The organism is Streptomyces sp. NPDC058650, assembly GCF_042717315.1.
In the GTDB taxonomy this organism is placed as follows: Bacteria; Actinomycetota; Actinomycetes; order Streptomycetales; family Streptomycetaceae; genus Streptomyces.
The window spans coordinates 160,412-181,186 of sequence record NZ_JBHXRL010000007.1 but is presented as its reverse complement, the minus strand read 5'-3'; the positions used below and the strand labels follow the sequence as shown (position 1 = coordinate 181,186).

The 20,775-nt window shown below is 74.2% G+C and carries 20 protein-coding genes; 7 read left to right on the top strand and 13 right to left on the bottom strand.

Going from position 1 to position 20,775, the window contains the following annotated elements:
- Positions 1 to 53: 53 nt before the first annotated feature.
- Positions 54 to 1,664 carry a PHB depolymerase family esterase gene (locus ACFWWU_RS15025; protein WP_384144426.1) on the bottom strand — a complete coding sequence of 537 codons (1,611 nt, stop codon included), beginning with the start codon at positions 1,662 to 1,664 and terminating at the stop codon, positions 54 to 56.
- A gap of 181 nt (positions 1,665 to 1,845) precedes the next feature.
- Between ACFWWU_RS15025 and ACFWWU_RS15020 the strand changes: the two genes are divergently transcribed.
- On the top strand, positions 1,846 to 2,349 hold the full coding sequence (locus ACFWWU_RS15020; RefSeq protein WP_384144423.1) for a tetratricopeptide repeat protein: 504 nt from the start codon (positions 1,846 to 1,848) through the stop codon (positions 2,347 to 2,349).
- A 35-nt stretch (positions 2,350 to 2,384) separates the two neighbouring features.
- Here ACFWWU_RS15020 and ACFWWU_RS15015 read toward each other — a convergent pair whose 3' ends face one another.
- Together ACFWWU_RS15015 and ACFWWU_RS15010 are read right to left on the bottom strand one after the other, a co-directional pair.
- The gene (locus tag ACFWWU_RS15015) at positions 2,385 to 2,705 is read right to left on the bottom strand and encodes a cupin (protein ID WP_384144420.1); all 321 of its coding nucleotides are present in this window, start codon (positions 2,703 to 2,705) and stop codon (positions 2,385 to 2,387) included.
- Positions 2,702 to 4,015 carry an MFS transporter gene (locus tag ACFWWU_RS15010; RefSeq protein ID WP_384144417.1) on the bottom strand — a complete coding sequence of 438 codons (1,314 nt, stop codon included), beginning with the start codon at positions 4,013 to 4,015 and terminating at the stop codon, positions 2,702 to 2,704. The genes ACFWWU_RS15015 and ACFWWU_RS15010 overlap by 4 nt, the downstream gene beginning before the upstream one ends.
- Positions 4,016 to 4,173: 158 nt before the next feature.
- Here ACFWWU_RS15010 and ACFWWU_RS15005 point away from each other — a divergent pair, with 158 nt between their 5' ends.
- On the top strand, positions 4,174 to 5,061 hold the full coding sequence (locus ACFWWU_RS15005; RefSeq protein ID WP_384144414.1) for a LysR family transcriptional regulator: 888 nt from the start codon (positions 4,174 to 4,176) through the stop codon (positions 5,059 to 5,061).
- A 15-nt stretch (positions 5,062 to 5,076) separates the two neighbouring features.
- Here ACFWWU_RS15005 and ACFWWU_RS15000 read toward each other — a convergent pair whose 3' ends face one another.
- From ACFWWU_RS15000 to ACFWWU_RS14990, 3 genes are all read right to left on the bottom strand, one after another.
- Positions 5,077 to 6,393, bottom strand: a complete 1,317-nt coding sequence (locus ACFWWU_RS15000; protein ID WP_384144411.1) for a M20 family metallopeptidase — start codon at positions 6,391 to 6,393, stop codon at positions 5,077 to 5,079.
- Positions 6,394 to 6,503: 110 nt separating this feature from the next.
- A complete protein-coding gene (locus tag ACFWWU_RS14995) occupies positions 6,504 to 6,824 on the bottom strand; it encodes a hemerythrin domain-containing protein (protein WP_384144408.1) in 321 nt (106 codons plus the stop codon).
- 101 nt (positions 6,825 to 6,925) lie between these two features.
- Positions 6,926 to 7,510 (bottom strand): TMEM165/GDT1 family protein, encoded by a 585-nt coding sequence (locus tag ACFWWU_RS14990; RefSeq protein WP_384144405.1) that lies wholly within the window; start codon positions 7,508 to 7,510, stop codon positions 6,926 to 6,928.
- 292 nt (positions 7,511 to 7,802) lie between these two features.
- Between ACFWWU_RS14990 and ACFWWU_RS14985 the strand changes: the two genes are divergently transcribed.
- The 4 genes from ACFWWU_RS14985 (at position 7,803) to ACFWWU_RS14970 (ending at position 13,249) form a co-directional block, all read left to right on the top strand.
- On the top strand, positions 7,803 to 8,489 hold the full coding sequence (locus tag ACFWWU_RS14985) for a TetR/AcrR family transcriptional regulator (protein WP_384144402.1): 687 nt from the start codon (positions 7,803 to 7,805) through the stop codon (positions 8,487 to 8,489).
- Positions 8,486 to 9,997, top strand: a complete 1,512-nt coding sequence (locus ACFWWU_RS14980) for an MFS transporter (RefSeq protein WP_384144399.1) — start codon at positions 8,486 to 8,488, stop codon at positions 9,995 to 9,997. Before ACFWWU_RS14985 ends, ACFWWU_RS14980 begins: the two co-directional genes overlap by 4 nt.
- Position 9,998: 1 nt before the next feature.
- A complete protein-coding gene (locus tag ACFWWU_RS14975; protein ID WP_384144396.1) occupies positions 9,999 to 11,123 on the top strand; it encodes a PP2C family protein-serine/threonine phosphatase in 1,125 nt (374 codons plus the stop codon).
- A gap of 182 nt (positions 11,124 to 11,305) precedes the next feature.
- Positions 11,306 to 13,249: an alpha/beta fold hydrolase gene (locus ACFWWU_RS14970; protein ID WP_384144393.1), complete on the top strand. Its 1,944-nt coding sequence runs from the start codon at positions 11,306 to 11,308 to the stop codon at positions 13,247 to 13,249.
- Between the two features lie 67 nt (positions 13,250 to 13,316).
- Here the strand turns inward: ACFWWU_RS14970 and ACFWWU_RS14965 are convergent, their stop codons facing one another.
- The 3 genes from ACFWWU_RS14965 to ACFWWU_RS14955 form a co-directional block, all read right to left on the bottom strand.
- Positions 13,317 to 14,681 carry an NtaA/DmoA family FMN-dependent monooxygenase gene (locus tag ACFWWU_RS14965; RefSeq protein WP_384144390.1) on the bottom strand — a complete coding sequence of 455 codons (1,365 nt, stop codon included), beginning with the start codon at positions 14,679 to 14,681 and terminating at the stop codon, positions 13,317 to 13,319.
- Positions 14,678 to 15,865 (bottom strand): LLM class flavin-dependent oxidoreductase, encoded by a 1,188-nt coding sequence (locus tag ACFWWU_RS14960; RefSeq protein ID WP_384144387.1) that lies wholly within the window; start codon positions 15,863 to 15,865, stop codon positions 14,678 to 14,680. Before ACFWWU_RS14960 ends, ACFWWU_RS14965 begins: the two co-directional genes overlap by 4 nt.
- A 117-nt stretch (positions 15,866 to 15,982) precedes the next feature.
- Positions 15,983 to 16,102, bottom strand: coding sequence for a putative leader peptide (locus ACFWWU_RS14955; protein ID WP_384144384.1), 120 nt, complete (start codon positions 16,100 to 16,102; stop codon positions 15,983 to 15,985).
- A 237-nt stretch (positions 16,103 to 16,339) separates the two neighbouring features.
- Here ACFWWU_RS14955 and ACFWWU_RS14950 point away from each other — a divergent pair, with 237 nt between their 5' ends.
- Entirely contained in the window at positions 16,340 to 17,545 is a 1,206-nt protein-coding gene (locus ACFWWU_RS14950; protein WP_384144381.1) for an alpha/beta hydrolase family protein, read from the top strand.
- A 70-nt stretch (positions 17,546 to 17,615) separates the two neighbouring features.
- Here the strand turns inward: ACFWWU_RS14950 and ACFWWU_RS14945 are convergent, their stop codons facing one another.
- The 4 genes from ACFWWU_RS14945 to ACFWWU_RS14930 all read right to left on the bottom strand — a co-directional run bounded on the left by ACFWWU_RS14945 (position 17,616) and on the right by ACFWWU_RS14930 (position 20,751).
- Positions 17,616 to 18,200, bottom strand: a complete 585-nt coding sequence (locus tag ACFWWU_RS14945; protein ID WP_384144378.1) for a nucleosidase — start codon at positions 18,198 to 18,200, stop codon at positions 17,616 to 17,618.
- 70 nt (positions 18,201 to 18,270) lie between these two features.
- The gene (locus ACFWWU_RS14940; protein WP_384144376.1) at positions 18,271 to 18,480 is read right to left on the bottom strand and encodes a DNA-binding protein; all 210 of its coding nucleotides are present in this window, start codon (positions 18,478 to 18,480) and stop codon (positions 18,271 to 18,273) included.
- Between the two features lie 40 nt (positions 18,481 to 18,520).
- A complete protein-coding gene (locus ACFWWU_RS14935) occupies positions 18,521 to 19,885 on the bottom strand; it encodes a VWA domain-containing protein (protein ID WP_384144373.1) in 1,365 nt (454 codons plus the stop codon).
- Positions 19,882 to 20,751 carry an AAA family ATPase gene (locus tag ACFWWU_RS14930; protein WP_384144371.1) on the bottom strand — a complete coding sequence of 290 codons (870 nt, stop codon included), beginning with the start codon at positions 20,749 to 20,751 and terminating at the stop codon, positions 19,882 to 19,884. Before ACFWWU_RS14930 ends, ACFWWU_RS14935 begins: the two co-directional genes overlap by 4 nt.
- Positions 20,752 to 20,775 lie beyond the last annotated feature (24 nt).

Below are 20,775 nucleotides of genomic sequence, written 5' to 3'. Positions count from 1 at the left end.
GGCGATCGCGGCCATGGTGAGCAGCGCATGCGAACCCTCACACCCACCAGCCTCTACCTGTACTCGACGGTGAGAGTCACCGGCGCGTCCCGGTTCACGAAGAGGTACGCGCTCCCGGCAGGCGCCGACGCGAAGCCGAGCCGGAGCTGCGTGACCCCGCCCCGGTTCAGCGCCGCGAGCGCCGCCGCCGACAGGTCCGTCGACACCGCGCTGCCCGAGGTGAACGCGGCGATCTCCGCCCCGCCCGCCACCGAGGCGGCCGCCGACCAGTCGGAGGGTTCCACCGCACACCCGCCGAAGCAGCCCGTGCGCACGTCCACCACCAACCGGTTGCCGGCCGGCGAGGCCCACGGATCGCCGGCGCCACTGGACCGCGTGACGGTCAGCCAGGCCCGGGTGACCTCCTTGCCCGCCGGGATCCTCGAGGTGTCGAAGGAGACCACCGACCGGTTCACCTTGCCGTCCGTGCCCCGGCCGAGCGCGAGACCGTACAGGTCCTCCAGAGTGCCCACCGCCGGCCCGGATCCGTCCGCCGCCGCCTTCACGTACCCGTCCTCGGAGTCCGTACTGGCCAGCGCGGTCCGCCCCGGCGCGGGCGGCGGCGTCGAACCCCCGCGCAGCGCCCGCACCATGCTCATGACCGCCTCGATCTGCTTCCCGCCGTGCCGCGCGTAGGCCGTGTCACCGAGGTAGCCCCACCAGTTCCAGCAGCCGTTGGGGTTCTCCAGGGTCGCCGTCGGCGCGGCCTGCGGATACAGCACGACCATGGCGTTCGTGTCGGCGTACTCGTTCAGATACGCGCCCTCCACGAACCGGGTCCCGAAACCCTGGTACGCGTACCCCTGCTTGCAGCCGTGCAGCGCCACGAGGAGCTTGCAGCGCGCCCCGCCCGCGCACGACGCCGGCACGTAGGCGAAGCCGTCCTCGCCCATCGAGAGTGCCGCCGCCGAACCGCCCGGTGCGTACGCGTCCTGGTCGAAGCGGATCAGCGAGCCGCCTGTCCCGGAGCCGGGCGCCGCGACCGATCCGAAGAGGTGCCCGAGCAGCGCCCCCTCGGCGTCGGTGCCGCAGTTGTTCAGGTACGGGCTCTGCGTCACCGTGCAGGAGTTGGGGCCGAGCGGCGTGATCCAGGCGTGCCCCGCCGCCGTCGACCTGTCATAGCGGACCCGGGCGCCGAAGTGGTCGTAGTAGTCGGCGAGCGCGTCCGCGACCGGCCGTCTCACGGTCGAGTCGTTCGAGCCGCTGAAGACGTACACCGGGTCGTCGGCCAGGTTCGCGACCGGGTCGACGAGCCCTTGCGCGGACCGGTCGCGGGTCGCCTGCTCCAGGGCGCCGAGCTGAAGGTTCTGCGTCGTGTCCATACAGGCGTTGAGCGCGGTGGGCAGCGAGCCGCGGGCGCAGTCGTACGGCCCCGAGGCGAAGGACGCCGACCCCTCGAACGTACCGGAGTACGCCACGTGCAACTGGGTCGCCATGTACCCGCCGGACGAGACGCCCGCGCTGTACACGGAACCGATGTCGTACGCCTGGAGGGTGCCCGGCACGGGCGGGGGAGCGGCGGCGCCCGCCGGTACGGCGGTCGGGAACAGGGTGGCCGCGGCGCACAGCAGCAGCGCCGCGAAACGGCGTGGCCCGCGGTGGTGGGCGGGACGGGGTGAACGCATGGGGTCTCCCGGGCGGCTCGGTCCTGACGGAGGGTCGGCCGGGAGGCTACGGCCGGTCAGGAGGCGCCTGCCATGGGGGAGGACGCCACAAACCCTCCGGGTCGGTATGGCGGCCCGTCACCTGGCCGCCGGAGCGGGACCCCTGTGCGATCCCGGCCGCGCGAGCTGCGAGGATGCGGTCATGGAGCATCACGAGGAGCAGAAGGACCCCCTGGCCGAGGCGGTCGCCCTGCGGGAACAGGGCCGCAAGGAGGAGGCGCGCGAGCTGCTCGTCGACCTCGCCGCACGCCGTCCGGACGACGCCGAGGTCGCCTATCAGACCGCCTGGGCGCACGACGTCCTCGGCCTGGAGGCGGAGGCCGTGCCGTACTACGAGCGCGCGCTCGCCGGGGCCGGACTCACCCCGGACGACCGGCGCGGCGCCCTCCTCGGCCTCGGCAGCACGTACCGGATCCTCGGCCGGTACGACGACGCCGTCACGCTTCTGACCGCCGCCGCCGACGAGTTCCCCCAGGACGGGGCCCTCCGCACCTTCCTGGCCATGGCCCTCTACAACACGGGGCAGCACCACGACTCCGTCCGGACCCTGCTGCGCCTGTTGGCCGCCACCAGCGACGACCCGTCCGTCCGCACCTACCGGCGGGCCATCGAGCACTACGCCGAGGACCTCGACACGACCGAGTGACCGCCGGCCGCCGTCGCGCAGCGGAGGGACCGCGGTCAGTCGTTCACGGCCGTCAGAAGGAACACCGAGTCCTCCACGGCGGTCAGCCCGTGCCGCTCCTTGGGGAGCATCCGCAGCGCCTCCGCCGGCAGCTCCTCCGCCCACCCGGCCGCCGTCAGCTTCACCCGGCCCCGCAGCACCTGGAGGCTCGCGGCGGGCGGCGCGTTGTGCTCGTCCAGGGACGTTCCCGAGGTCAAGGCGATGACGGTCTGCCGGAGCACCCCGTCGTGCACGAGGAGATGGGCGCTGCGCCCGTGCGGCGCGGTGCGGGCCGCGGCCAGGTGTTCGTCGGCGAGCGCGGTGAGGTCCAGGATCATGTCTCTCCCTGCGGGGTGCTCTCCTGCGAGGTGCTCGGGCGGATACCCCCAGCCTCCCGTGTGGCGTCCGGGCCGCAACTCGGGACCGCCGGTCGTGCCACGACCGCCACCACGAGACCCGCGACGGCGACGCACGGCCCCGCCGCGAGCAGGGTGGCGGACCAGCCGTACGCCGTGTAGAGCCAGGATCCGGCGAGCGAACCGAGGGCCCCGCCGCCGAACGTCGCCAGCATGAAGACGGTGTTCACCCGGGCCGCCACCGCCCGGCCGATCGCGAAGATCCGGGCCTGACTGGCCACCTGGCACGAGCTGACCCCGACGACCAGCAGATTGGCCCCGGCCACGAGCGCCACGGGGGAGTACGGGGCGAACCCCGCCACCCCGAGGCCGAGCGCCGCGGCGGCCAGACCCGCGGCGTTCACCGCCCGCGGCCCGCACCGGTCGGCCATCGGTCCGGCCGCCGCCGAGAGCAGCGCCGCGGGCAGGGAAAGCACCCCGAAGAGCCCGGCGGCGCCCGGCCCGTACCCGAGCGGCGGGGCCGCGAGGTGGAACGCGAGCACGGCCCAGAAGACGCTGAACGCGGCGAAGACGCAGGCCCCGAGCAGCGCCGAGATCCGCAGCTCCCGGTGGTCGGCGAGGAGCCGGGGCAGTCCGGCCAGAAGCCGAAGGTACGAGGAACGGCGCCGTTCCGCCGGCAGCGCGCCCATCCGCTCGGGCAGCCGCCGGGGCAGGACCCACAGCAGCGCAGCCGTCGCCGCCGCGGCCACCACGTAGGCCGCGCGCCAGCTCCCGCTCGCGTCGGTCACGGCACCCGAGACCGTGCGGGACAGCGTCGAGCCCAGGGTGAGGCCGAGCCCGACGAGCCCCACGACCCTGCCCCGCCGTCCCGGACCCGCGAGCACGGCCGCCACCGGGGTGAGGATCTGCGGCAGCACGGTCGTGGTGGAGAGGACCAGCGTGGCGAGCGTCAGCGTGACCACGTCAGGCGCCGCCGCGGCGACGAGCAGCGAGACGCAGGTCAGCGCGAGCAGCACCGAGGTGAGCCGGCGCAGCCGCGCGGTGTCGGCGAGCGGCACGAGCAGCAGGATGCCGAGCGCGTACCCGATCTGGGCCGCGGAGGCGATCAGCCCCGCCGTCCGCTCCGAGACCTCCAGGCCGCGTGCCACGGCGGCGAGCAGCGGCTGCGGGAAGTAGATGTTGGCGACGGTGACCGCGCCTGCCACGGCGAAGAGCAGGACGTTCACCCTCCCGGCGGGTGCGGACTTCACGGGTGCGGACTTCACGGGAGCGGCGAGGGGACTGGGTTCCACGGACTCTCTTCCGTACGGGGCGGGCGACGCCTCCAGGCTCCTCGCCGCCATCCCGCCGAACAAGATGCGATCATCGAACCGGCGTTGAGTCACGCTCAACGATCAGGAGAAGATGCAGGAGCCGATCTGGGCGATCTGGAGCGATCAGGAGGGGTCCGATGCTCGAACGGTACGAACTGGAGGCGTTCCTCACGCTCGCCGAGGAGCTCCACTTCGGGCGCACCGCCGAGCGACTCGGCGTCTCCACCGGCCGGATCAGCCAGACCGTCAAGAAGCTGGAGCGCCGCGTCGGCACCCCGCTCTTCGCCCGCACCAGCCGCAGCGTCCACCTCACCCCCGTCGGCCTGCGTCTGTACGAGGACCTGCTGCCCGCGTACCGCCGGCTGCGCGCCGCGCTCGAACGCGCCACCGAGGCCGGGCGGGGCTTCCACGGCGGACTGCGGACCGGCTTCGCCACCCCCTGGGGCGGCGACCTGCTCACGACCGCCGCCGACGCCCTGCTCGCCCGCCACCCCGGCTGCGAGATCACGGTCCGCGAGGTCCCGCTCGACGGCGGATTCGGCCCCCTCCGGGACGGCACGCTCGACGTCCAGTTCGTCGCCCTTCCCGTCCGCGAGCCGGACCTGACCACCGGTCCCGTCGTCGTCGCCGAGGAACGGGTCCTGCTCCTGCCCTCGGCTCATCCGCTGGCAGGCCGGGCGTCCCTCGGCCTGGAGGACCTCGCGGGCCTCGCCCTGATCGCCCCGGAGGGCGCGAGCCCGGCGTACTGGCGAGACCACCACTACCCCCGCCGCACCCCGTCAGGCGCCCCCGTCGGCCGGGGACCGGTCGCGGCGACCTGGCAGGAGGTCCTCTCCCACGTCAGCGCCGGCCGGGGCGTCGCCCCCGGCGCGGCGCTCGGCGCCCGCTACCACCCGCGCCCCGGCATCGCCTACGTCCCCCTGCGTGACGCCCCGCCCGTCGAGTACGGCCTGGTCTGGCCCACGGCCGCGGACTCCGCGCTGCTCCGGGCCTTCGTCGAGGCGGTCGGCGCCGCCGGGCCCTGACCCGTCCGGTGGACCCTACGGCGCGTCGGCGGGCGCGGGCGCCACCAGCGCCCCCGTCAGATGGTCGTACGCCACGTGGGCGTGGAGCCGGACGCCGGTGACGAGGGTGTCGTCGTCCGCGTAGAAGTGCGGGTTGTGGTTGGTGACGATCCCGCGCCCGCCCGGCACCGGCACCGGCCGGCCCGATGCGTCCAGTGCCGCGTCCTGGACGCCGAGCACCACGTACAGCCCGCCGAAGCGGCGGACGAACTCGGAGACGTCGTCGTACCCGAGCGTCCCCCCGGTCTCCACCACCCGCTCCTCGCCCACGACCCGGCGGAAGGTCGGCAGCGCCGACTCGACCCACGGCCGGCTGTTGTGCACGGGCGGTACGGACTGGAGGTACTCCACCGAGGCCGTCGCCCCGTACGCCGCCGCGGAGTGCTCCACGAGCGTCGTCAGGCGTCGCTGGACCTCCGCCATGTCCGCCTCGACGGCGCACCGGACCGTGCCCCACAGCGTCACCGTCTGCCCGATGATGTTGAACCGGCCGACGTCTTCCACATGCCCGATGGAGACCGTGACCGGAGCGAAGGCCGAGACCTGGCGGTACAGCTGGCCGACGCCCGTCAGGACCGCCCCCACCGCCGGCATCGGATCGACGCCGTCCCAGGGGGTGGAACCGTGCGTCTGCTTCCCGGTGACGACGATGCGGACGAGGGCGGAAGCGGCGTACTGATTGCCGATCCGGTACCCCACATGGCCCTTCGGATAGGGCGTCACATGCAGTCCGAACGCCATCGTCGGCACCGGGTCGGCGAAGGCGCCCGCCTCGACCATGGCCCGTGCCCCGCCCTCCTCGGTCACCGGCGGGCCCTCCTCGGCGGGCTGGAAGACGAAGAGAACGGTGCCCGGGAGGCGGTCCCGGACCCCGGCGAGCACCGCCGCCGCGCCGAGCACCATCGCCGTGTGGCAGTCGTGCCCGCAGGCGTGCGAGACGGGGAACGGGCCGCCCGGATAGTCGGCGTCGACGGCCTCGGAGGCGAACTCCGCCCCGCACAGGTCCCTGACGGGCAGCGCGTCCATGTCCGCCCGGAGCGCCGCGACCCGCCCGCCCGGTGACGGCGCCGTACCGCGCAGGACGCCCACGACGCCGTGACCCGCGATGCCGGTACGCACCTCGTCGAGGCCGAGCGCGCGCAGCTCGTCCGCCACCAGCCGGGCCGTCTCGACCTCCCGGTTGGACAGCTCCGGATGCCGGTGCAGATGGCGCCGCCAGGCGACCACCCGCTCCGCCACCTTCCCTGCCCGCTCGTCCAGTTCGGCGTGCATCGACTCCGACTCCGTGCTCAACGGGGACTCCCTCTCGTACCGGCTCGCGCCGTGGCCATGGGGACCGTGCCCCACCAGCCTCGCACCGAGGGCCTGTCCGGCGGGTGAGGACCGGACAGGCCCGAGGCGTGTCAGCCGCCCGTCAGATCGGAGAGCGTGAAGTCGTCCGGCACGGGTGCGCCGAGCGCGTCGAGCACCGGTCGCAGCGCCGGGTACGTCTCGGCGAGGACGGGGAAGACGCCCTGGTCCTCGGCGGTGTGGTGTCGGGTGAGCGCGGTGCAGAAGGCGAGGCAGTGCGCCCGCAGGTTCCGGGGGCGGTCGCCGTCGCCGGAGAGGAAGGAGTCCACGTCCTCGCGGAGGCGGGCGAGCTCCTCGCGGAGCCGGATGTGCACGTCGACGAGCTGATTCCCGAACGCCGCGAGGCGGTCGGCCGGTTCGGAGGCCGTGGTCATCCCCGCGTGATCGCACCGGGCCCGGACGCCGCACACCCCCCGTCCGGTACGGGACGGGGGGTGTGCGGCGTGGGCGTGGGCCGCTGTGGGCCGGGGCGACGTCAGCCGGTGAAGACCTCGATCAGCGACCAGACGGCGAGGCCCGCCATGATCACGCCGCCGACGCGCTGCACGGTCTTGAGCGGTACGCGCTTGGCGATGAACCGGCCCGCGACGAGGGCGAGGGCGGAGACGCTCATCAGGGCGGCGAGCGAGCCGATCGCCGTCGACCAGGTGCCGTTGGTGGCGGCGAGGTTGGCGGTGGTGATCTGGGTGAGGTCGCCCCACTCGCTGATGAAGACGGCCATGAAGGCGGTCGAGAAGACGGGCCAGAAGCCGGTCACCGCCCGGCCGCCCGTGTCGTCGTCCTCGTCGTCGCCCCCGCCGCGCAGCAGCATGAACGCGCCGAAGCCGAACAGCAGGGCCGAGACCAGCTTGACGATCCAGCCGGGGAGCAGCCCGAGCAGGCTGCCGGCTCCCACGGCGATGGCGACGTGCGCAAGGAAAGCGGTCGAGGTGCCGAACCAGACGTACAACGGACGCATCCGCGTGCCCATGGCGAGGGACGCGAACATCGTCTTGTCGGGAAGCTCGGCGAGGAAGATCAGCCCGAAGGCGGTGAGGATCGCCAAGGGGTCGAGGTGCATACCGGGGCTCTCTGCTCGGTCCGGGCCCGTGGGCTCCGCACCTCGAAGGCGACGGGAGGACCACTCGGCCCGGCATGACGGACCACGCCCACGGAATCGCGGACGCGGTTGATGCCTGGCCGAAGGTCTCGCCCGTCCACGTCGTGCGTGGACCCGGTCACCGGGAACCCGGGGGTTCCAGTGTGTCGACGACCGGTTCGCGGGGCTACTCCCCTTCGCTGTCCCTGAGTGTAACCGAACAGGGCGCGAGCATGGGTAGACAGTGTCTACTCGATCTTGGTAGACACTGTCTATGCAGCATCAGGAGAACGAAGATCACGACGACCGCGAGGACGGACTGCGCGGACGCCTCGTCCGGGCGGGCGTCGAGCTGGTGAACGCCGAAGGCGCGCAGGCCCTGTCCCTGCGTGAGATCGCCCGCAGGGCCGGTGTCTCCCACGGAGCCCCCCGCCGCTACTTCCCGACCCACCTGGACCTCCTGTCGGCCATCGCCCGCCAGGGCTTCGCCGAGCTGGCCGACCGCCTCGCCGAGGAGGACCGGGAGGACGCGGGGCCGCGCGAACGGATCGCGATCCTGTCGCGCGTCTACCTCGCGTACGCGGGCGGCCGGCGCGGCATGTACGAGCTGATGTTCCGCCATGACCTGCTCGAAAGCGGCAGGCTGGGACTGCGCGAGACGAGCCTGCCGCTCTTCGCCCACCTCACCGGGCTCGTCGCCCGCGCCACGGATCCCGGGCCGGGCGCTGACGCGGCTTCGGGAGAGGGCTCGGCGCGGAGTGCCGACGCGGCTTTGGGAGAGGGCCCGGCGCCGCGTGCCGACGCGGCTGTGCGTGCGGGCGCTCTCTGGGCCAACCTCCACGGCATCGCCCAGCTCTGGCACTGGGGCAGCCTCCCGCTCGCCACCGGCGGCACCGATCCCGCCCCGCTCCTCGCCGCCGCCCTCGACGCCCACCTCGGCCCCGTGGAGCCCGCCCCGTGACCGCGACAGGCACGCGCCGCGCCTCCACTCTCGCCTGCAGCGTCGTCGGAGCCGCCGTCGTCGCCCTCGACGGCACCGTCCTCACCGTCGCCCAACCCGCCCTTCAGCGGGACCTGCACGCCGACGTCGGACAGGTGCAGTGGACCAGCACCGCCTACCTCGTCACCGTCGCGAGCCTCCTCGTCTTCGCCGGCCGCCTCGGCGACCGCTACGGCCACCGCCGTGTCTTCGCCGTCGGCGCCCTCGGCTTCGCCGCCGCCTCCGCCGGCATCGCCCTCGCCCCCGGCATCGGCGCCGTGATCGCGCTGCGCGTGCTCCAGGGGGTGTGCGGGGCGCTCCTCCAGCCCGCCACCCTCGGCATGCTGCGCACCGCGTTCCCACCCGAGCGGCTCGCGACGCCGATCGCGGTGCGCACGGCCGCCATCGGCCTCGCCGCGGCGGCGGGCCCCCTCGTGGGCGGCGCGCTCGTCTCCTCGTACGGCTGGCGCGCGGTCTTCCTCCTCGGCGTGCCGCCGACCCTCGCGATCGGCCTGCTCGCCCTCACCGGTCCGGAGCCGCGCGCCGACGTCCGTGAGCGCGGCCCCACCGCCGGACTCGCCGCGCTCGACCCGCTCGGCGCCTTCCTGCTCGCCGCGGCCCTCGGCCTCCTGGTGCACGGACTGGTCGACGCGCCCCGCCCCGGCGGCTCCGGGACCACCGCGCTCGTGGTCGCCGCCGCCCTGGCCGCCGGAGCCGCGCTGGTCCGGCACGAGCGTCGCGCACCGCACCCCCTCCTGGCGCCGGAGCTGATGCGGAGCGTCCCCGTCCGCGCCGGGCTCGCCGTCCTCCTCGCCGCCTCGGCCGCTCTCTTCGGAACGCTCTTCGTCGCGACGTACTTCCTCCAGGACGTCCAGGGCCTCGATCCCCTCGGCTGCGCACTGCGGGTCCTGCCGCTCGCCGTGTTCATGGTGCTCGGCGCGCCCCTCTGCCCGCCGCTCCAGCGCCGCTTCGGCCCCCGGCGCACGGCGGCCGTGGGCGCGGTCCTGCTCACGCTCGGCGTCCTGCTGCTCTCCCGGCTCGACGTGACGGCCTCCGCCGCCTCCGTCGGTACGGGCTCCGCCCTCCTCGGCGCGGGCTTCGTCACCCTGATGATCACCGCGACCTCCGTCGTCGTGCACCGCGCCCCCGAGACCCACGCGGGCGTCGCAGGCGGCCTCCAGCAGACCGCCATGAACATCGGACCCGCCGTCGGCGTCGCCCTCACGACCCTGCTCCTCGCCCTCGTACCGGACGGCGGTCTCGTCCCGGACCGGGGCGTCGCCCTGCCCGCCCTCGCCGTGATCGCGGCGCTCGCCCTGCCCGCCGCACTCGCCCTGCCCGACGCGGCACACCACCAGGGGAAACGTCCGGGGAAGCGCCCGGGGAAACGTCCGAGGAAGCGCCAGGGGAAACGTCCTGGGGAACGCCAGGGGACACGCCGGGGGCCGACGCCACCGGAGCCCCGACGGCGGTTCTGCGTACGATCATGAAATGTCCGATGCCGGCCACCGGCGCCCGCCCGGCAGGGCGGAGCGCACACAGTTCAACCTCGGTCGCGCCCTGCCCTTCCTGATCCTCGCGATGACGGCCGCCGCCGATGTCCTCACCCCCGACAGGGAGCGCTTCGAGCGCCTCCTCGTCGCCGCGCCCGCGCTCGCCGCCGTCACCTGGAGCGTGCGCGGCACCATCGGCATCGGGCTGCTCGCCATGGCGGTACGCGCGGTGCTCCACCTCGACCGGGACGAAACCCTCGTCCCCGAACTCCTCGCCAGCGAGGTGGTCCTCGCCCTCGTCACCGCCACCGCCGCCTGGGTCAGCCGCGTCCGCACCCGCTACGAACGGGAGCTGCGCGAGGTCACCGCCGTCGCCGAGGTCGTCCAGCGCGTCGTCCTGCGTCCCCTGCCCGACCGCCTGGGCCGCTTCGACCTGCACCTGCTGTACGTCGCGGCCGCCGCCAAGGCCCGGATCGGCGGCGACTTCTACGAGGCCGTCCGGGTCCCCGGAGCCGTACGGATCATGCTCGGCGACGTCCAGGGCAAGGGCCTCGGCGCCGTCGAGACCGCCGCCGTCCTGCTCGGCGCCTTCCGGGCCACCGTCAACGAGGCCCCGGACCTGGCCGCGCTCGCCGACACGCTCGACGACGGCCTGACGCGCTTCAGCGGCTGGGACCCCGAATCCGATGCCGCCGAACGCTTCGCCACCGTCGTCCTCCTGGAACTCCCCGACGACCAGGACATCGCCCGGCTCCTCAGCTGCGGCCACCCCGCCCCCCTGGTCCAGCGAGGGGCCGAGGTCACCCCCGTCGCCTTCGCCGACCCCTCCCTGCCCGTCAACCTCGCGGGCCTCGCGGAGAACCACCACCGGATCGAAGAGGTGTCCTTCGGACCGGGGGACCGGATGCTGCTCTTCACGGACGGCGTCAGCGAGACCCGCGACCGGGCCGGCACCTTCTACCCGCTGGAGCTGCGGCTGCGCGGCTGGGCGCGGGAACCGGCCGCCGAGCTGCCCGCCATCCTGCACCGCGATCTCGCCGCGTACGGCGTCGACGGCCTCGAGGACGACGTCGCCGCGCTGCTGGTCGTCCGCCCGCCCGAGCCGGGCCGACTCGCCGTCTGACCCCCTGCACACCGGAACCGGCGTCCTCAAACATCGAGTTCGGGGCGGCTTGTGTCGTTCCCGCACGGTTACGTGACACGTGCGCCGTTCGTGCGCTCTGGCCGCTCCGGCCCTCATACGTGAGGCTTGCGACCGTCCGCATCGCGGACAGTCTGCAGTCCACTCGAGAGGAACGGGTGCACGTGCCCCAGGACAACCCCTTCACCACCGGCTCGTCCGAAGACTTCCCCGGCTTCCCCGACGGCACGGTGGGACTCACCGCCGCCGACACCGCCCGCATCGCGGGAAGCGGAAGCGGAAGCGGACACGGGAGCGGTGGCGGCCTCTGGGCCGCCGACGGAACGGTGAACCCCGACGCCGTCCGCCTCGGCCAGACCCTCGCCACCGCGCTCCTCGGCGGCGGCACCCCCGGCGCGGCGAGCGCCGACGCGCTGCTCCCGGCCGAACTCGCCGCGCACGTCGAGGAGGTCCGCGGCCTGGCCTGGCCCGCGTACCACCGCATCGAGTCCGCCACCGAGGGCGTCCGGCTCTCCGCCTTCAGCCTCCGGCAGCTCGGTCCCGGCCCGCACCCGCTCGTCGTCGTCCCCGCGGGCTGGACCCCGTTCGGCTGGCCGCTGTTCCTCTGGTCGTACCTCACCCTGGCGCGGAAGGGCTACCACGTCCTCGCGTACACACCCCGCGGCCTCGGCATCCCCGGGCTGCCCTCCACCTCCGAGGGCTTCATCGACGTCGCCGGACCGCACGACTGGGCCGACGGCTCGGCCGTCATCGACTTCGCCGTCCAGCACTTCGGCCCGAGCGCCATCGGATTCCTCGGTGAGTCCTACGGCTCCGGCATCAGCCAGCTCGTCGCCGCCCACGACGGTCGCGTCTCCGCCGTCGTCGCCCTCAGCACCTGGGGCAACCTCGCCACCAGCCTCTACGACAACAAGACCCGCCACCTCGCGGCCGTGAAGGCGCTGCTCTCGCTCACCGGCGGACCGGTCGAGGAGAAGTTCGACGAGGAGAACCAGCAGATCCTGGCCGACTTCCAGGCCGACCGGAACCTGGACGAGGTCGTCAAGTGGGGCCGGAGGCGCGCCCCCGAGTCGTACCTGCCCCTCACCAACGAGAACGAGACGCCGACCTTCTTCTCCAACACCTGGCACGAGAGCCTCTTCCCGGTCAACCAGGTCCTGACGACCTTCGAGGGCCTGCGGGTGCCCAAGCGGCTCAATCTCTGGATCGGCGACCACGCCGCCCCCGAGGGCCCGGCGCTCATCGGTACGGAGCCCCGCAAGGCCAACGTCCCCATGGACGAGGCGTACGCCTGGCTCGACCACCACCTCAAGGGCGAGCGGAACGGGGTCGAGGACTGGGAGCAGGTCTCCAGCCAGGTGATGTTCACCTACGTCACTGAACCCGTCACGGACCCTGGCACCGGCGAACCGACCGGGGAGAACCGGATCGTCGAACCCGCCGTCCGAGAGATCCGGGCGGCCTGGAGCGAGGTCACCACCGGCGTCGAGGTGTTCGGTCTCACCGGCGACGGGGCAGGCGGCGCCGACGGCCTGCTCATCCCGCGCGCCGGCGCGGAGTCGGCACCGCCGGAGGAGACCGGCTGGCGGCGCGCGTTCGTCGCGGGCGTGGACACCGAGGCCACCGCCATGGACCTGCCGCTCATGAAGACCGGCCAGGCGGAGTGGGGCGGCAACCCCAAGATCTACGACACCCGCAAGATCGACCGCCGGCACGCCGTGGCCTGGACCACCGAACCGCTCGTCGCCCCCGAGGGAGACGGGCACGGCGGCCGCCGCGTCCGGGGCATCCCGCGCCTGCGCCTCACGGTCCGCTCCACGGCCACCTCGGCGGGTCTCGTCGCCCATCTCCTCGATGTCGCCGAGGACGAGACGGCCCGGATCATCACCCACGAGCCGCTCAACGTCTACGGCCTGACGCCCGAGCAGGACGTCACCGTGACCTGGAACCTCCAGGCCGCCGCGTACGACATCCCCGCCGGCCACCGGCTGATGCTGGTCGTCGACAGCATGGACCCGCTGTACGGCGGCGCCTCCATCACCTGGACGCAGACCGCCTTCGGCTCACCGGAGGGCGAGCCGTCGTTCCTGGAACTGCCCCTCGGCTGAGCGCGGAAGCGGTACGCGGCGTGGGGGGGGGGGGGGGGCCCCCCCCCCCCCCCCCCACGCCCCCGCGTCACTGCACCGGCGCGAGTCCCAGATGCTCGCGGAGCGTCGTCCCCGTGTACGCGGTCCGGTACACCCCGCGCTCCTGGAGCTCGGGCACGAGCAGGTCCACGATGTCGTCGAGCCCGTCCGGCACCAGGTACGGCGAGACGTTGAAGCCGTCGACCGCCCCGTACCGGACGAACCGCGCGAACTTCTCCGCGAGCGCCGCGGGCGTACCCACGTGCCCGCGCTGCGGACCGAGTTCGATGACGGTCTCCCGCAGCGACCAGCCGTTGGCCTCCGCCTTCGCGCGCCACTCGGCGACCGTCGTCAGGGCGTCCTTGATCCTGCTCGACCCGAACGTTCCCGTGTACTCGACGATCACGGGATCCTCGGCCGGCAGCGGGCCGTCGGCGTCCCGCCCGGACAGATCGATGTTCCACAGTCGGCCCGCGATGCCGAGGGCCACGGCGGGAGTGACCTGTTCGAGGCGGACCCAGCGGGCCTTCTCCTCCGCCTCCTTCTCCGTCGCCCCGATGATGATCTCCGTACCCGGCAGGATCCGCAGGGCGTCCTCGGGCCGCCCCGCCGCACGCAGCCGTCGCCGGAGGTCCTCGGCGAATCCCAGCGCGTCGTCGAAGTCCAGACCGTGCGCGGAGAAGATCACGTCCGCGTTCCGCGCCCCGAAGTCCCGGCCCTCACCGGAGTCGCCGGCCTGGAAGATCACCGGGTGGCCCTGGGCGCTGCGCGGCAGGGTCGGCGCGAGATCGACGTCGAAGTGCTCCCCGCGCGACCGTACGCGCCCCACGGCCCCCGGCACCGACCAGGAACGCGCGTCGGCGGACGAGGCCACCGTGTCCTTCCCCCAGCCGTCCCACACGGCACGCGCGACGGTCAGGAACTCCTCGGCGCGCGTGTAGCGGTCCGCGTGGTCGAGGAACCCGCCGCGCCGGAAGTTCTCCCCGGTCCAGGCGTTGTGCGTGGTCACCATGTTCCAGCCGGCCCGGCCGCCGGAGAGCAGGTCGAGGCCCGCGAGTCGCCGGGCCAGGTCGGCCGGCTCGTTGTAGGTGGTGTTGGAGGTGGAGACCAGACCGATGCGGTCGGTCGCGGCGGCGAGCGCCGACAGCTGGGTGATCGAGTCCGGGCGCCCCGCGACGTCGAGCTCGTGGATCCCGCCCTCCGACTCGCGCAGCCGCTGCCCGTCCCCGAGGAAGAAGGCGTCGAAGAGCCCGCGTTCGGCGGTCCGCGCCACCTGGAGGAACGAGGCAGGAGCGATCTGTGAACCGCTCGACGGGTCGGACCAGATCGTCCAGTGGTTGACCCCCTGGAAGAACACGCCGAAGTGGAGCCGGGCATGCGGACGGGGGACGTCGGTGGGATCGGTGCGGGTCATCGGGTCTCCTCCCGGACGAGAGCGGCGGCGGTGTCGGCGCTGGTGCCGATTCCGGTGAGGGCGGTGGAAGTGGAAGTGGAGGTGGAGGTGGCGGTGCGCGTCGCGAATCGGCTGACGGGCCTGGGGAGCCCCAGTGCCGTACGGAGCGTGGTGCCCGGCAGCGGGCGCGTCGCGAGCCGCCGGACGAACAGTGCGGGCAGGACGAGACGGGAGAGCACCGACAGGTCCTCGTCGAGGACCAGCGGCAGCAGCCGTACCCCGTCGACGCGCGCGGCGAGCTCCGCCAGCAGGGTCACCAGACCGTCCGCGGAACCCGTGTACCGGAGCCGGTCGGGGCGCTCCTCCCAGCGGGAGTACCGCTCCAGATCGGCGATCCGCTCCCGGGCCGTCTCGCGCGGGGTGTCGAGGGCCACCTCGATCTCGGCGAAGGCCAGCGGCACACCCGCGGCCGTGGCCGCCTCGCCCGCCGCGCCCGTCTCCGCCGCGGTCGGCGCGCCGACCAGTGCCACGTCGGTCAGCCCGGCCGGGACGAGGCCCTGGCGGGCGAGGACCACGGGTCGGCCCTGAGGGGGGCGCGGCACGATGGACGGGCCCTTCACGGAGTACGTCTCGCCGGTGAAGTCGATGGAGTGGAGCCGCTCGCGGTCCAGATAGCGGCTCGTCGCCACGGACCGGATCACCGCGTCGTCCTCCCACGAGTCCCAGAGGTCGCGGACGACACGCACCCCGTCGCGGGCCTCCCGGGCCCGGGCCTCGGGACCCTCGACGAGGGGACGACCCCAGGCCCGCGCGGCCGCCGGGTCCTCTTCGACGCCCACCACCCAGCCGGCGCGGCCGGCCGAGAGGTGGTCGAGGGAGGACAGCTGCGAGGACACGTGGAACGGTTCGGCGTAGGTGGTGGCGACCAGGGGGGCGACCCCGAGGACGCTCGTCGACGCGGCGACGAAGGCGGCGCGCTCGACCGCGCCGATCCGGCCCACCGGGTCGGCGCCGGAGGCCGGCGGCAGGATCGAGTCGTCCAGGGTGACGAGCGTGAATCCGGCGTTCTCGGCGGCGGCCGCGGTCCGGGCGAGCCGGCGCGCGGTCAGCAGCTCGCCGGGGGCGTGCGCGGCACGGCGCCACGCGGCCGGATGGGCACCGTCGCCGTCGAGCTCGACGGCCAGGCGCAGGGCAGGGCGGGGCATGGGAAGTGTCCTTCCGGAAGACGGGAGCGCACGGCGGGCCACGGGCGCGCGAAGGTGCGCCGGCGTGTGGCCGGGCGACGGGACGTCACGGAACGCGCGGACCCACGCGGAGCGGGGTCAGGCGCTGACGGAAGGACAGATGGCCGAGGAGGTACGGCAGAAGTCGACGTGCCGGCGGCAGACCAGCGGCGCCCCGGAGCGGACGAGGCGGCGCGGCGCGGTGCTCGACGCGTGCACGTACGCCTCCCCTCGGTCAGGTCCGGCTCCGTCCCGGCCATCCGGGAAGGAACGTCTCACCATAGGCAGGCGGGCTTCCGCGCTGTCAAGGCTGTCCCGGCAGGTGAGAGCGTCAGCAGGCCACAGGGTGAGGGGAGTTGACCGGAAGCGGGTGAGCAGGGGTCAGCCGTCGGTCTGACCGAACATGCACCCATGGAAGGACGCGCGGCCCCTGCCGCCGGCCCTAGCGTGCCCCGCATGACCCGATTCACCCGCGCGGCCGCGGCCGTGCTTCTCGCCTGTTCCCTCGCCTTACCCGGAGCCCTCGCCACGGCGGGCCCGTCCGTCGCGGCCCCGGCCCCTGCCGTCGCTCCGCTCTCGGTCGTGGCGCCCGTCGCCCCCGGCACCGCACGGCCCGCGCTGCCCGCGCCCACAGGGCCGTACGCCATCGGCCGTACGGTCCTGCCGCTCGTCGACCGGTCCCGTACCGACCCCTGGGTCCCCACCGCCGCCGGGCGCGAACTGATGGTCACCCTCCACTACCCCGCCGCGCGCCCCGACGACGGGCGCCCGGCCCCGTACGCCACCGGCGAGGAGGCGCGCCTCCTGATCGAGGCGCTCGGGATCGGCTCCGTCGTCCCGGGCGAAGCGCTCGCCCGGATGCGCACCCACGGCCGCACCGACGCCCGTCCCGCCCCCGGCCGGCACCCGCTCGTGCTGCTGTCGCCCGGCTTCGGCGGCTCCCGCTGGACGCTCAGCCACCTCGCGGAGGACCTCGCCTCGCGCGGTTACGTCGTCGCCTCCGTCGACCACGCCTACGAGTCGTACGGCATCTCCGTCCCCGGCGGCCGGACCCTCACCTGCGTCGCGTGCACGGCGCTCGACGAGGGAGGCGTCCACGCGAGCGTGGTGACCTCCACCCGCGCCGCCGACATGCGCTTCGTCCTCGACCGGCTCACCGGCCCCCGCCCCGTCTGGCGCCACGCCCGCGCCATCGACGCGCGCCGCGTCGGCATGGCGGGGCACTCGATCGGCGGGGCGAGCGCGGCCACCGCCATGGCGGCCGACCCGCGCATCGACGCCGGGGTCAACATGGACGGGGCCTTCTGGGAGGACCTGCCGTCGGAGGGCCTGCGCGGCCGTCCGTTCCTGATGCTGGGCACCCACGACGGCGTGCACCTGCCCGGCGGGCAGGACACCAGTTGGGACCGGGTGTGGCCCACGCTCGACGGCTGGAAGCGGTGGATCACCGTGGCCGGCGCTGAGCACTTCACGTTCTCCGACTACCCTGTGATCCAGAACGAGTTCGGTCTGCCCGGGCCGGCGCTGTCCGCCGACCGGGCCGTCGCCGTCACCCGGACGTACGTGGCCGCCTTCTTCGACCGCCATCTGCGGGGCCTCGCGCGGCCCGTCCTGGACGGCCCGACCCCGGACGACCCGGAGGTCCACTTCCAGCACCGCTGACCGGTCCGCCCGGGCCGCCGGGCCGCCGAGAGGTGGCTCGCTCGCGGCTCGGGCGGTCGATCCGTCGGCGTCAGGAGCGGTACGGAGTGTTCGCCGCCGCCCAGTCGGCCAGCGCCCGCGCGCACTCGGCGACCGACTCGCGCCAGGTGCGGGCCGCTCCGTCTCCCGCCTCGTCGCTGACGTGCTTCACCATCCGCAGCGGAACCCCGGCGAGCTGCGCGACCGAGGCCAGCGCGTACCCCTCCATGTCGACGAGCGCCGCCCGCTCCGCGAGCCGGGCCCGGGAGGCCTCGTCCGCGATGAACGAGTCACCGGTGGCCAGGACCACGTCACCGCCGTCGGGCAGGGTCAGCGGCTCTCCGTAGGTCTCGCCGGTCAGCGTGGCGAGGAACGCGCCGTCGAAGTCGTGCTGGAGGACGGTGCCGACGACATGGGTGCCCATGAAGCCCGGGCGCAGTGCCCCGGCGGTCCCCAAATTCACGATCCCGGACGGCCGCGGTCCCCGGCCGAGTACGGTCGCGAGGGCGGTCGCCGCGTTGACCTTGCCCATACCGGTGAGCAGCACCGGCAGATCGGTGTCGAGGAACTGCGCCTCCTCCTTCACCGCGACGACGTACAGAGGACGGCCGACGACGATCTCTCCCAAGAGTTCCATGGAGGTCACGCTAAATGGCCGCCCCGCCGCCGTACAACCGGACCCCGTACGACCCCCCTAAGCAGGGCGTCTACCCCAGCGACTCTCCTCGCTCCGCCAGCGCCTCGCCCAGCACGCGCAGCGCCTTCGGGCCCACGCCGTGCAGAGCGGCGAGCTCGGCCGTGGGGACGTCGGCGAGCTGGGCGAGCCGGGTGTAGCCGGCGGCGACGAGGGCGCGCGTCGCGGGCACGCCGATACCCCGGGGGAAGTCCGTACCGGGACGGTCGGATGGGGTGGCCATGGCCCGATCGTGCCACGCGCTCGGGGAGGCGGCCCGTAGGTCAGACCGGGAGCAGGCGGCCGATCAGCGCTTCGAGCTGGCGTGCGTTGCGGCAGGGCCGCATGTCGACGATCTCGGCGTACGCCGGGGCCTCCGAGTCACCCGTGCCCCACAGCGAGGGCTGCTCGGGATTGAGCCAGTGGACCCGGCGCGCCCGGTCCGCGACCCGTTTCAGCGCCGCGAGGTTGGGGTCCGCGCGATTGGTCCGTGCGTCGCCGAGGACGAAGAGCACCGTGCGCGGGCCGACGGCCTCCGCGTACCGGTCGGCGAACTCCCCGAGCGCCGTCCCGTAGTCGCTCTGCCCGTGCCAGCCGGTCAGCTCCGCTTCCGCGAGGATGCGGTCGCCGAGCCCCGCCGGGTCCGCCGCGCCCCGTGCGATCAGACCTGTCACCTCGTCGACCCGGTTGACGAAGGCGAAGACCCGCACCCGGCTGAACTGGTCGTGCAGAGCCTGCACCAGCAGCATCGTGAACTGCGCGAAACCGGCCACCGACCCCGACACGTCGCAGAGCAGCACCAGCTCCGGCCGCCCGGGACGACGCCGTCGCAGTACCGGCCGCACGGGGACGCCCCCGGTCGACAGCGAGCGGCGCAGCGTCCGCCGCAGGTCGATCTCCCCGCGCGCCGCCCGGCGCCGGCGGGCCGCCAGCCGGGTGGCCAGCTTCCGCGCCAGCGGCCGTACCGTACGCCGCAGCTCGTCCAGCTGCGCCCGCCCGGCGAGCAGGAAGTCCACCCCGTCCGCCGTCCCCGCGGCCGCCCGCCGCGCGACCCGGTCCCGGCCCTGCCGCTCGGCGACCCGCCGCCGTGCCTCGGTCCGGACCCGCTCGCGGAACGCCTCGATCCGCCGCCGGATCTCGTCGTCGAGCAGCCGGTCGGCGAACTCGGGCTCGTCGCCCCGCTCCGCCGCCCGCACCCGCGCGAGCAGGGTCTCGGGGCGCAGTCGGGAGAGCGTCTGGTACGAGGACCAGCCGTCCGTCTCCGGGCCGGAGCCGTACCCCCCGAAACCGCCCACCGCCTCCGCGGCGAGCACCGCGAGGGCGGCCCCGTCGTCGGCGGCCAGCGCGGCCGCGAGCCGCTCCCGCAGCTCGGCGAGGTCGGCCGCGGTGCCGTCGAGGGCCGTCTGCCCGCCGCCGAGCGGGAAGTACAGGTCGAAGACCCGGTCGAAGACGGGGCGCTGCCGCTCCCCGTGGAGCAGCGTCGCCGCCAGCGCCTCCCGCACCCGCTCGCGGTCCGTGAACCCGACCGCCTCCAGGGCGTGCCCCGCGTCCACGGTCTCGCCCGTCCCGATCCCGAAGCCGTGGTCGCGCAGCGCCCCCACCAGACCGGTGAGCCGCTCCACGGTCCCGCCCGGGACCGCCGGGGTCACACCGCGTCCAGGTCGAGCTTGGCCGCGGCCTTCACGATGTCGTCCTGGTGCTTGAGGAGGACCCCCAGGCTGTCCCGTACGACCCGCTCGTCCAGCCGGTCCGCGCCCAGCGCCAGCAGCGTGCGCGCCCAGTCGATCGTCTCGGACACGGACGGGACCTTGCGCAGGTCCATGGCCCGCAGCGCCCCCACGACCCGGACGACGGACGCGGCGAGCGCGGCGTCGAGCCCGGGCACCTTACGGGTCACGATCCGGCGCTCCAGCTCCTCCTCCGGGAACCCGATGTGCAGGAAGAGACAGCGCCGCCGGAGCGCCTCGGACAGTTCGCGGCTCGCGTTCGAGGTGAGGACGACGAAGGGCCGCCGCGCCGCCGCGATCGTCCCGAGCTCGGGGACGGTCACCTGGAAGTCGCTGAGCACCTCCAGGAGCAGACCCTCGACCTCGACGTCGGCCTTGTCGGTCTCGTCGATGAGGAGGACGGTCGGCTCCTCGGACCGGATGGCGGTGAGCAGCGGGCGGGCGAGCAGGAACTCCTCGGAGAAGATGTCCGTCCGCGTCTCGTCCCAGGCCTCGCCCCGGCCGGCCGTGATCCGCAGCAGCTGCTTGGCGTGGTTCCACTCGTACAGCGCGCGGGACTCGTCGACGCCCTCGTAGCACTGGAGCCTGACGAGCCGGGCGCCCGTCACCTCGGTGACGGCCTTGGCCAGCTCCGTCTTGCCGACCCCGGCGGGCCCCTCGACCAGGAGCGGCTTGCCGAGCCGGTCGGCGAGGAAGACGGTGGTGGCGACGGCCCGCGACGCCAGGTAGCCGGTCGTGGCGAGCCGCTCGGCGACGTCGTCCACGGAGCTGAAGAATCCGGTCGTCATGCCTGTCCCCCCGGGAAGCGGAAA

Bases quoted from the DNA above. Each gene is read 5' to 3' on its own strand.
- ACFWWU_RS15025 (WP_384144426.1), bottom strand. From the start codon at position 1,664: ATGCGTTCACCCCGTCCCGCCCACCACCGCGGGCCACGCCGTTTCGCG.
- ACFWWU_RS14990 (WP_384144405.1), bottom strand. From the start codon at position 7,510: ATGCACCTCGACCCCTTGGCGATCCTCACCGCCTTCGGGCTGATCTTC.
- ACFWWU_RS14985 (WP_384144402.1), top strand. From the start codon at position 7,803: ATGCAGCATCAGGAGAACGAAGATCACGACGACCGCGAGGACGGACTG.
- ACFWWU_RS14995 (WP_384144408.1), bottom strand. From the start codon at position 6,824: ATGACCACGGCCTCCGAACCGGCCGACCGCCTCGCGGCGTTCGGGAAT.
- ACFWWU_RS14945 (WP_384144378.1), bottom strand. From the start codon at position 18,200: ATGGAACTCTTGGGAGAGATCGTCGTCGGCCGTCCTCTGTACGTCGTC.
- ACFWWU_RS14965 (WP_384144390.1), bottom strand. From the start codon at position 14,681: ATGACCCGCACCGATCCCACCGACGTCCCCCGTCCGCATGCCCGGCTC.
- ACFWWU_RS14975 (WP_384144396.1), top strand. From the start codon at position 9,999: ATGTCCGATGCCGGCCACCGGCGCCCGCCCGGCAGGGCGGAGCGCACA.
- ACFWWU_RS14950 (WP_384144381.1), top strand. From the start codon at position 16,340: ATGACCCGATTCACCCGCGCGGCCGCGGCCGTGCTTCTCGCCTGTTCC.
- ACFWWU_RS15020 (WP_384144423.1), top strand. From the start codon at position 1,846: ATGGAGCATCACGAGGAGCAGAAGGACCCCCTGGCCGAGGCGGTCGCC.
- ACFWWU_RS14940 (WP_384144376.1), bottom strand. From the start codon at position 18,480: ATGGCCACCCCATCCGACCGTCCCGGTACGGACTTCCCCCGGGGTATC.
- ACFWWU_RS14930 (WP_384144371.1), bottom strand. From the start codon at position 20,751: ATGACGACCGGATTCTTCAGCTCCGTGGACGACGTCGCCGAGCGGCTC.
- ACFWWU_RS15005 (WP_384144414.1), top strand. From the start codon at position 4,174: ATGCTCGAACGGTACGAACTGGAGGCGTTCCTCACGCTCGCCGAGGAG.
- ACFWWU_RS15015 (WP_384144420.1), bottom strand. From the start codon at position 2,705: ATGATCCTGGACCTCACCGCGCTCGCCGACGAACACCTGGCCGCGGCC.
- ACFWWU_RS14960 (WP_384144387.1), bottom strand. From the start codon at position 15,865: ATGCCCCGCCCTGCCCTGCGCCTGGCCGTCGAGCTCGACGGCGACGGT.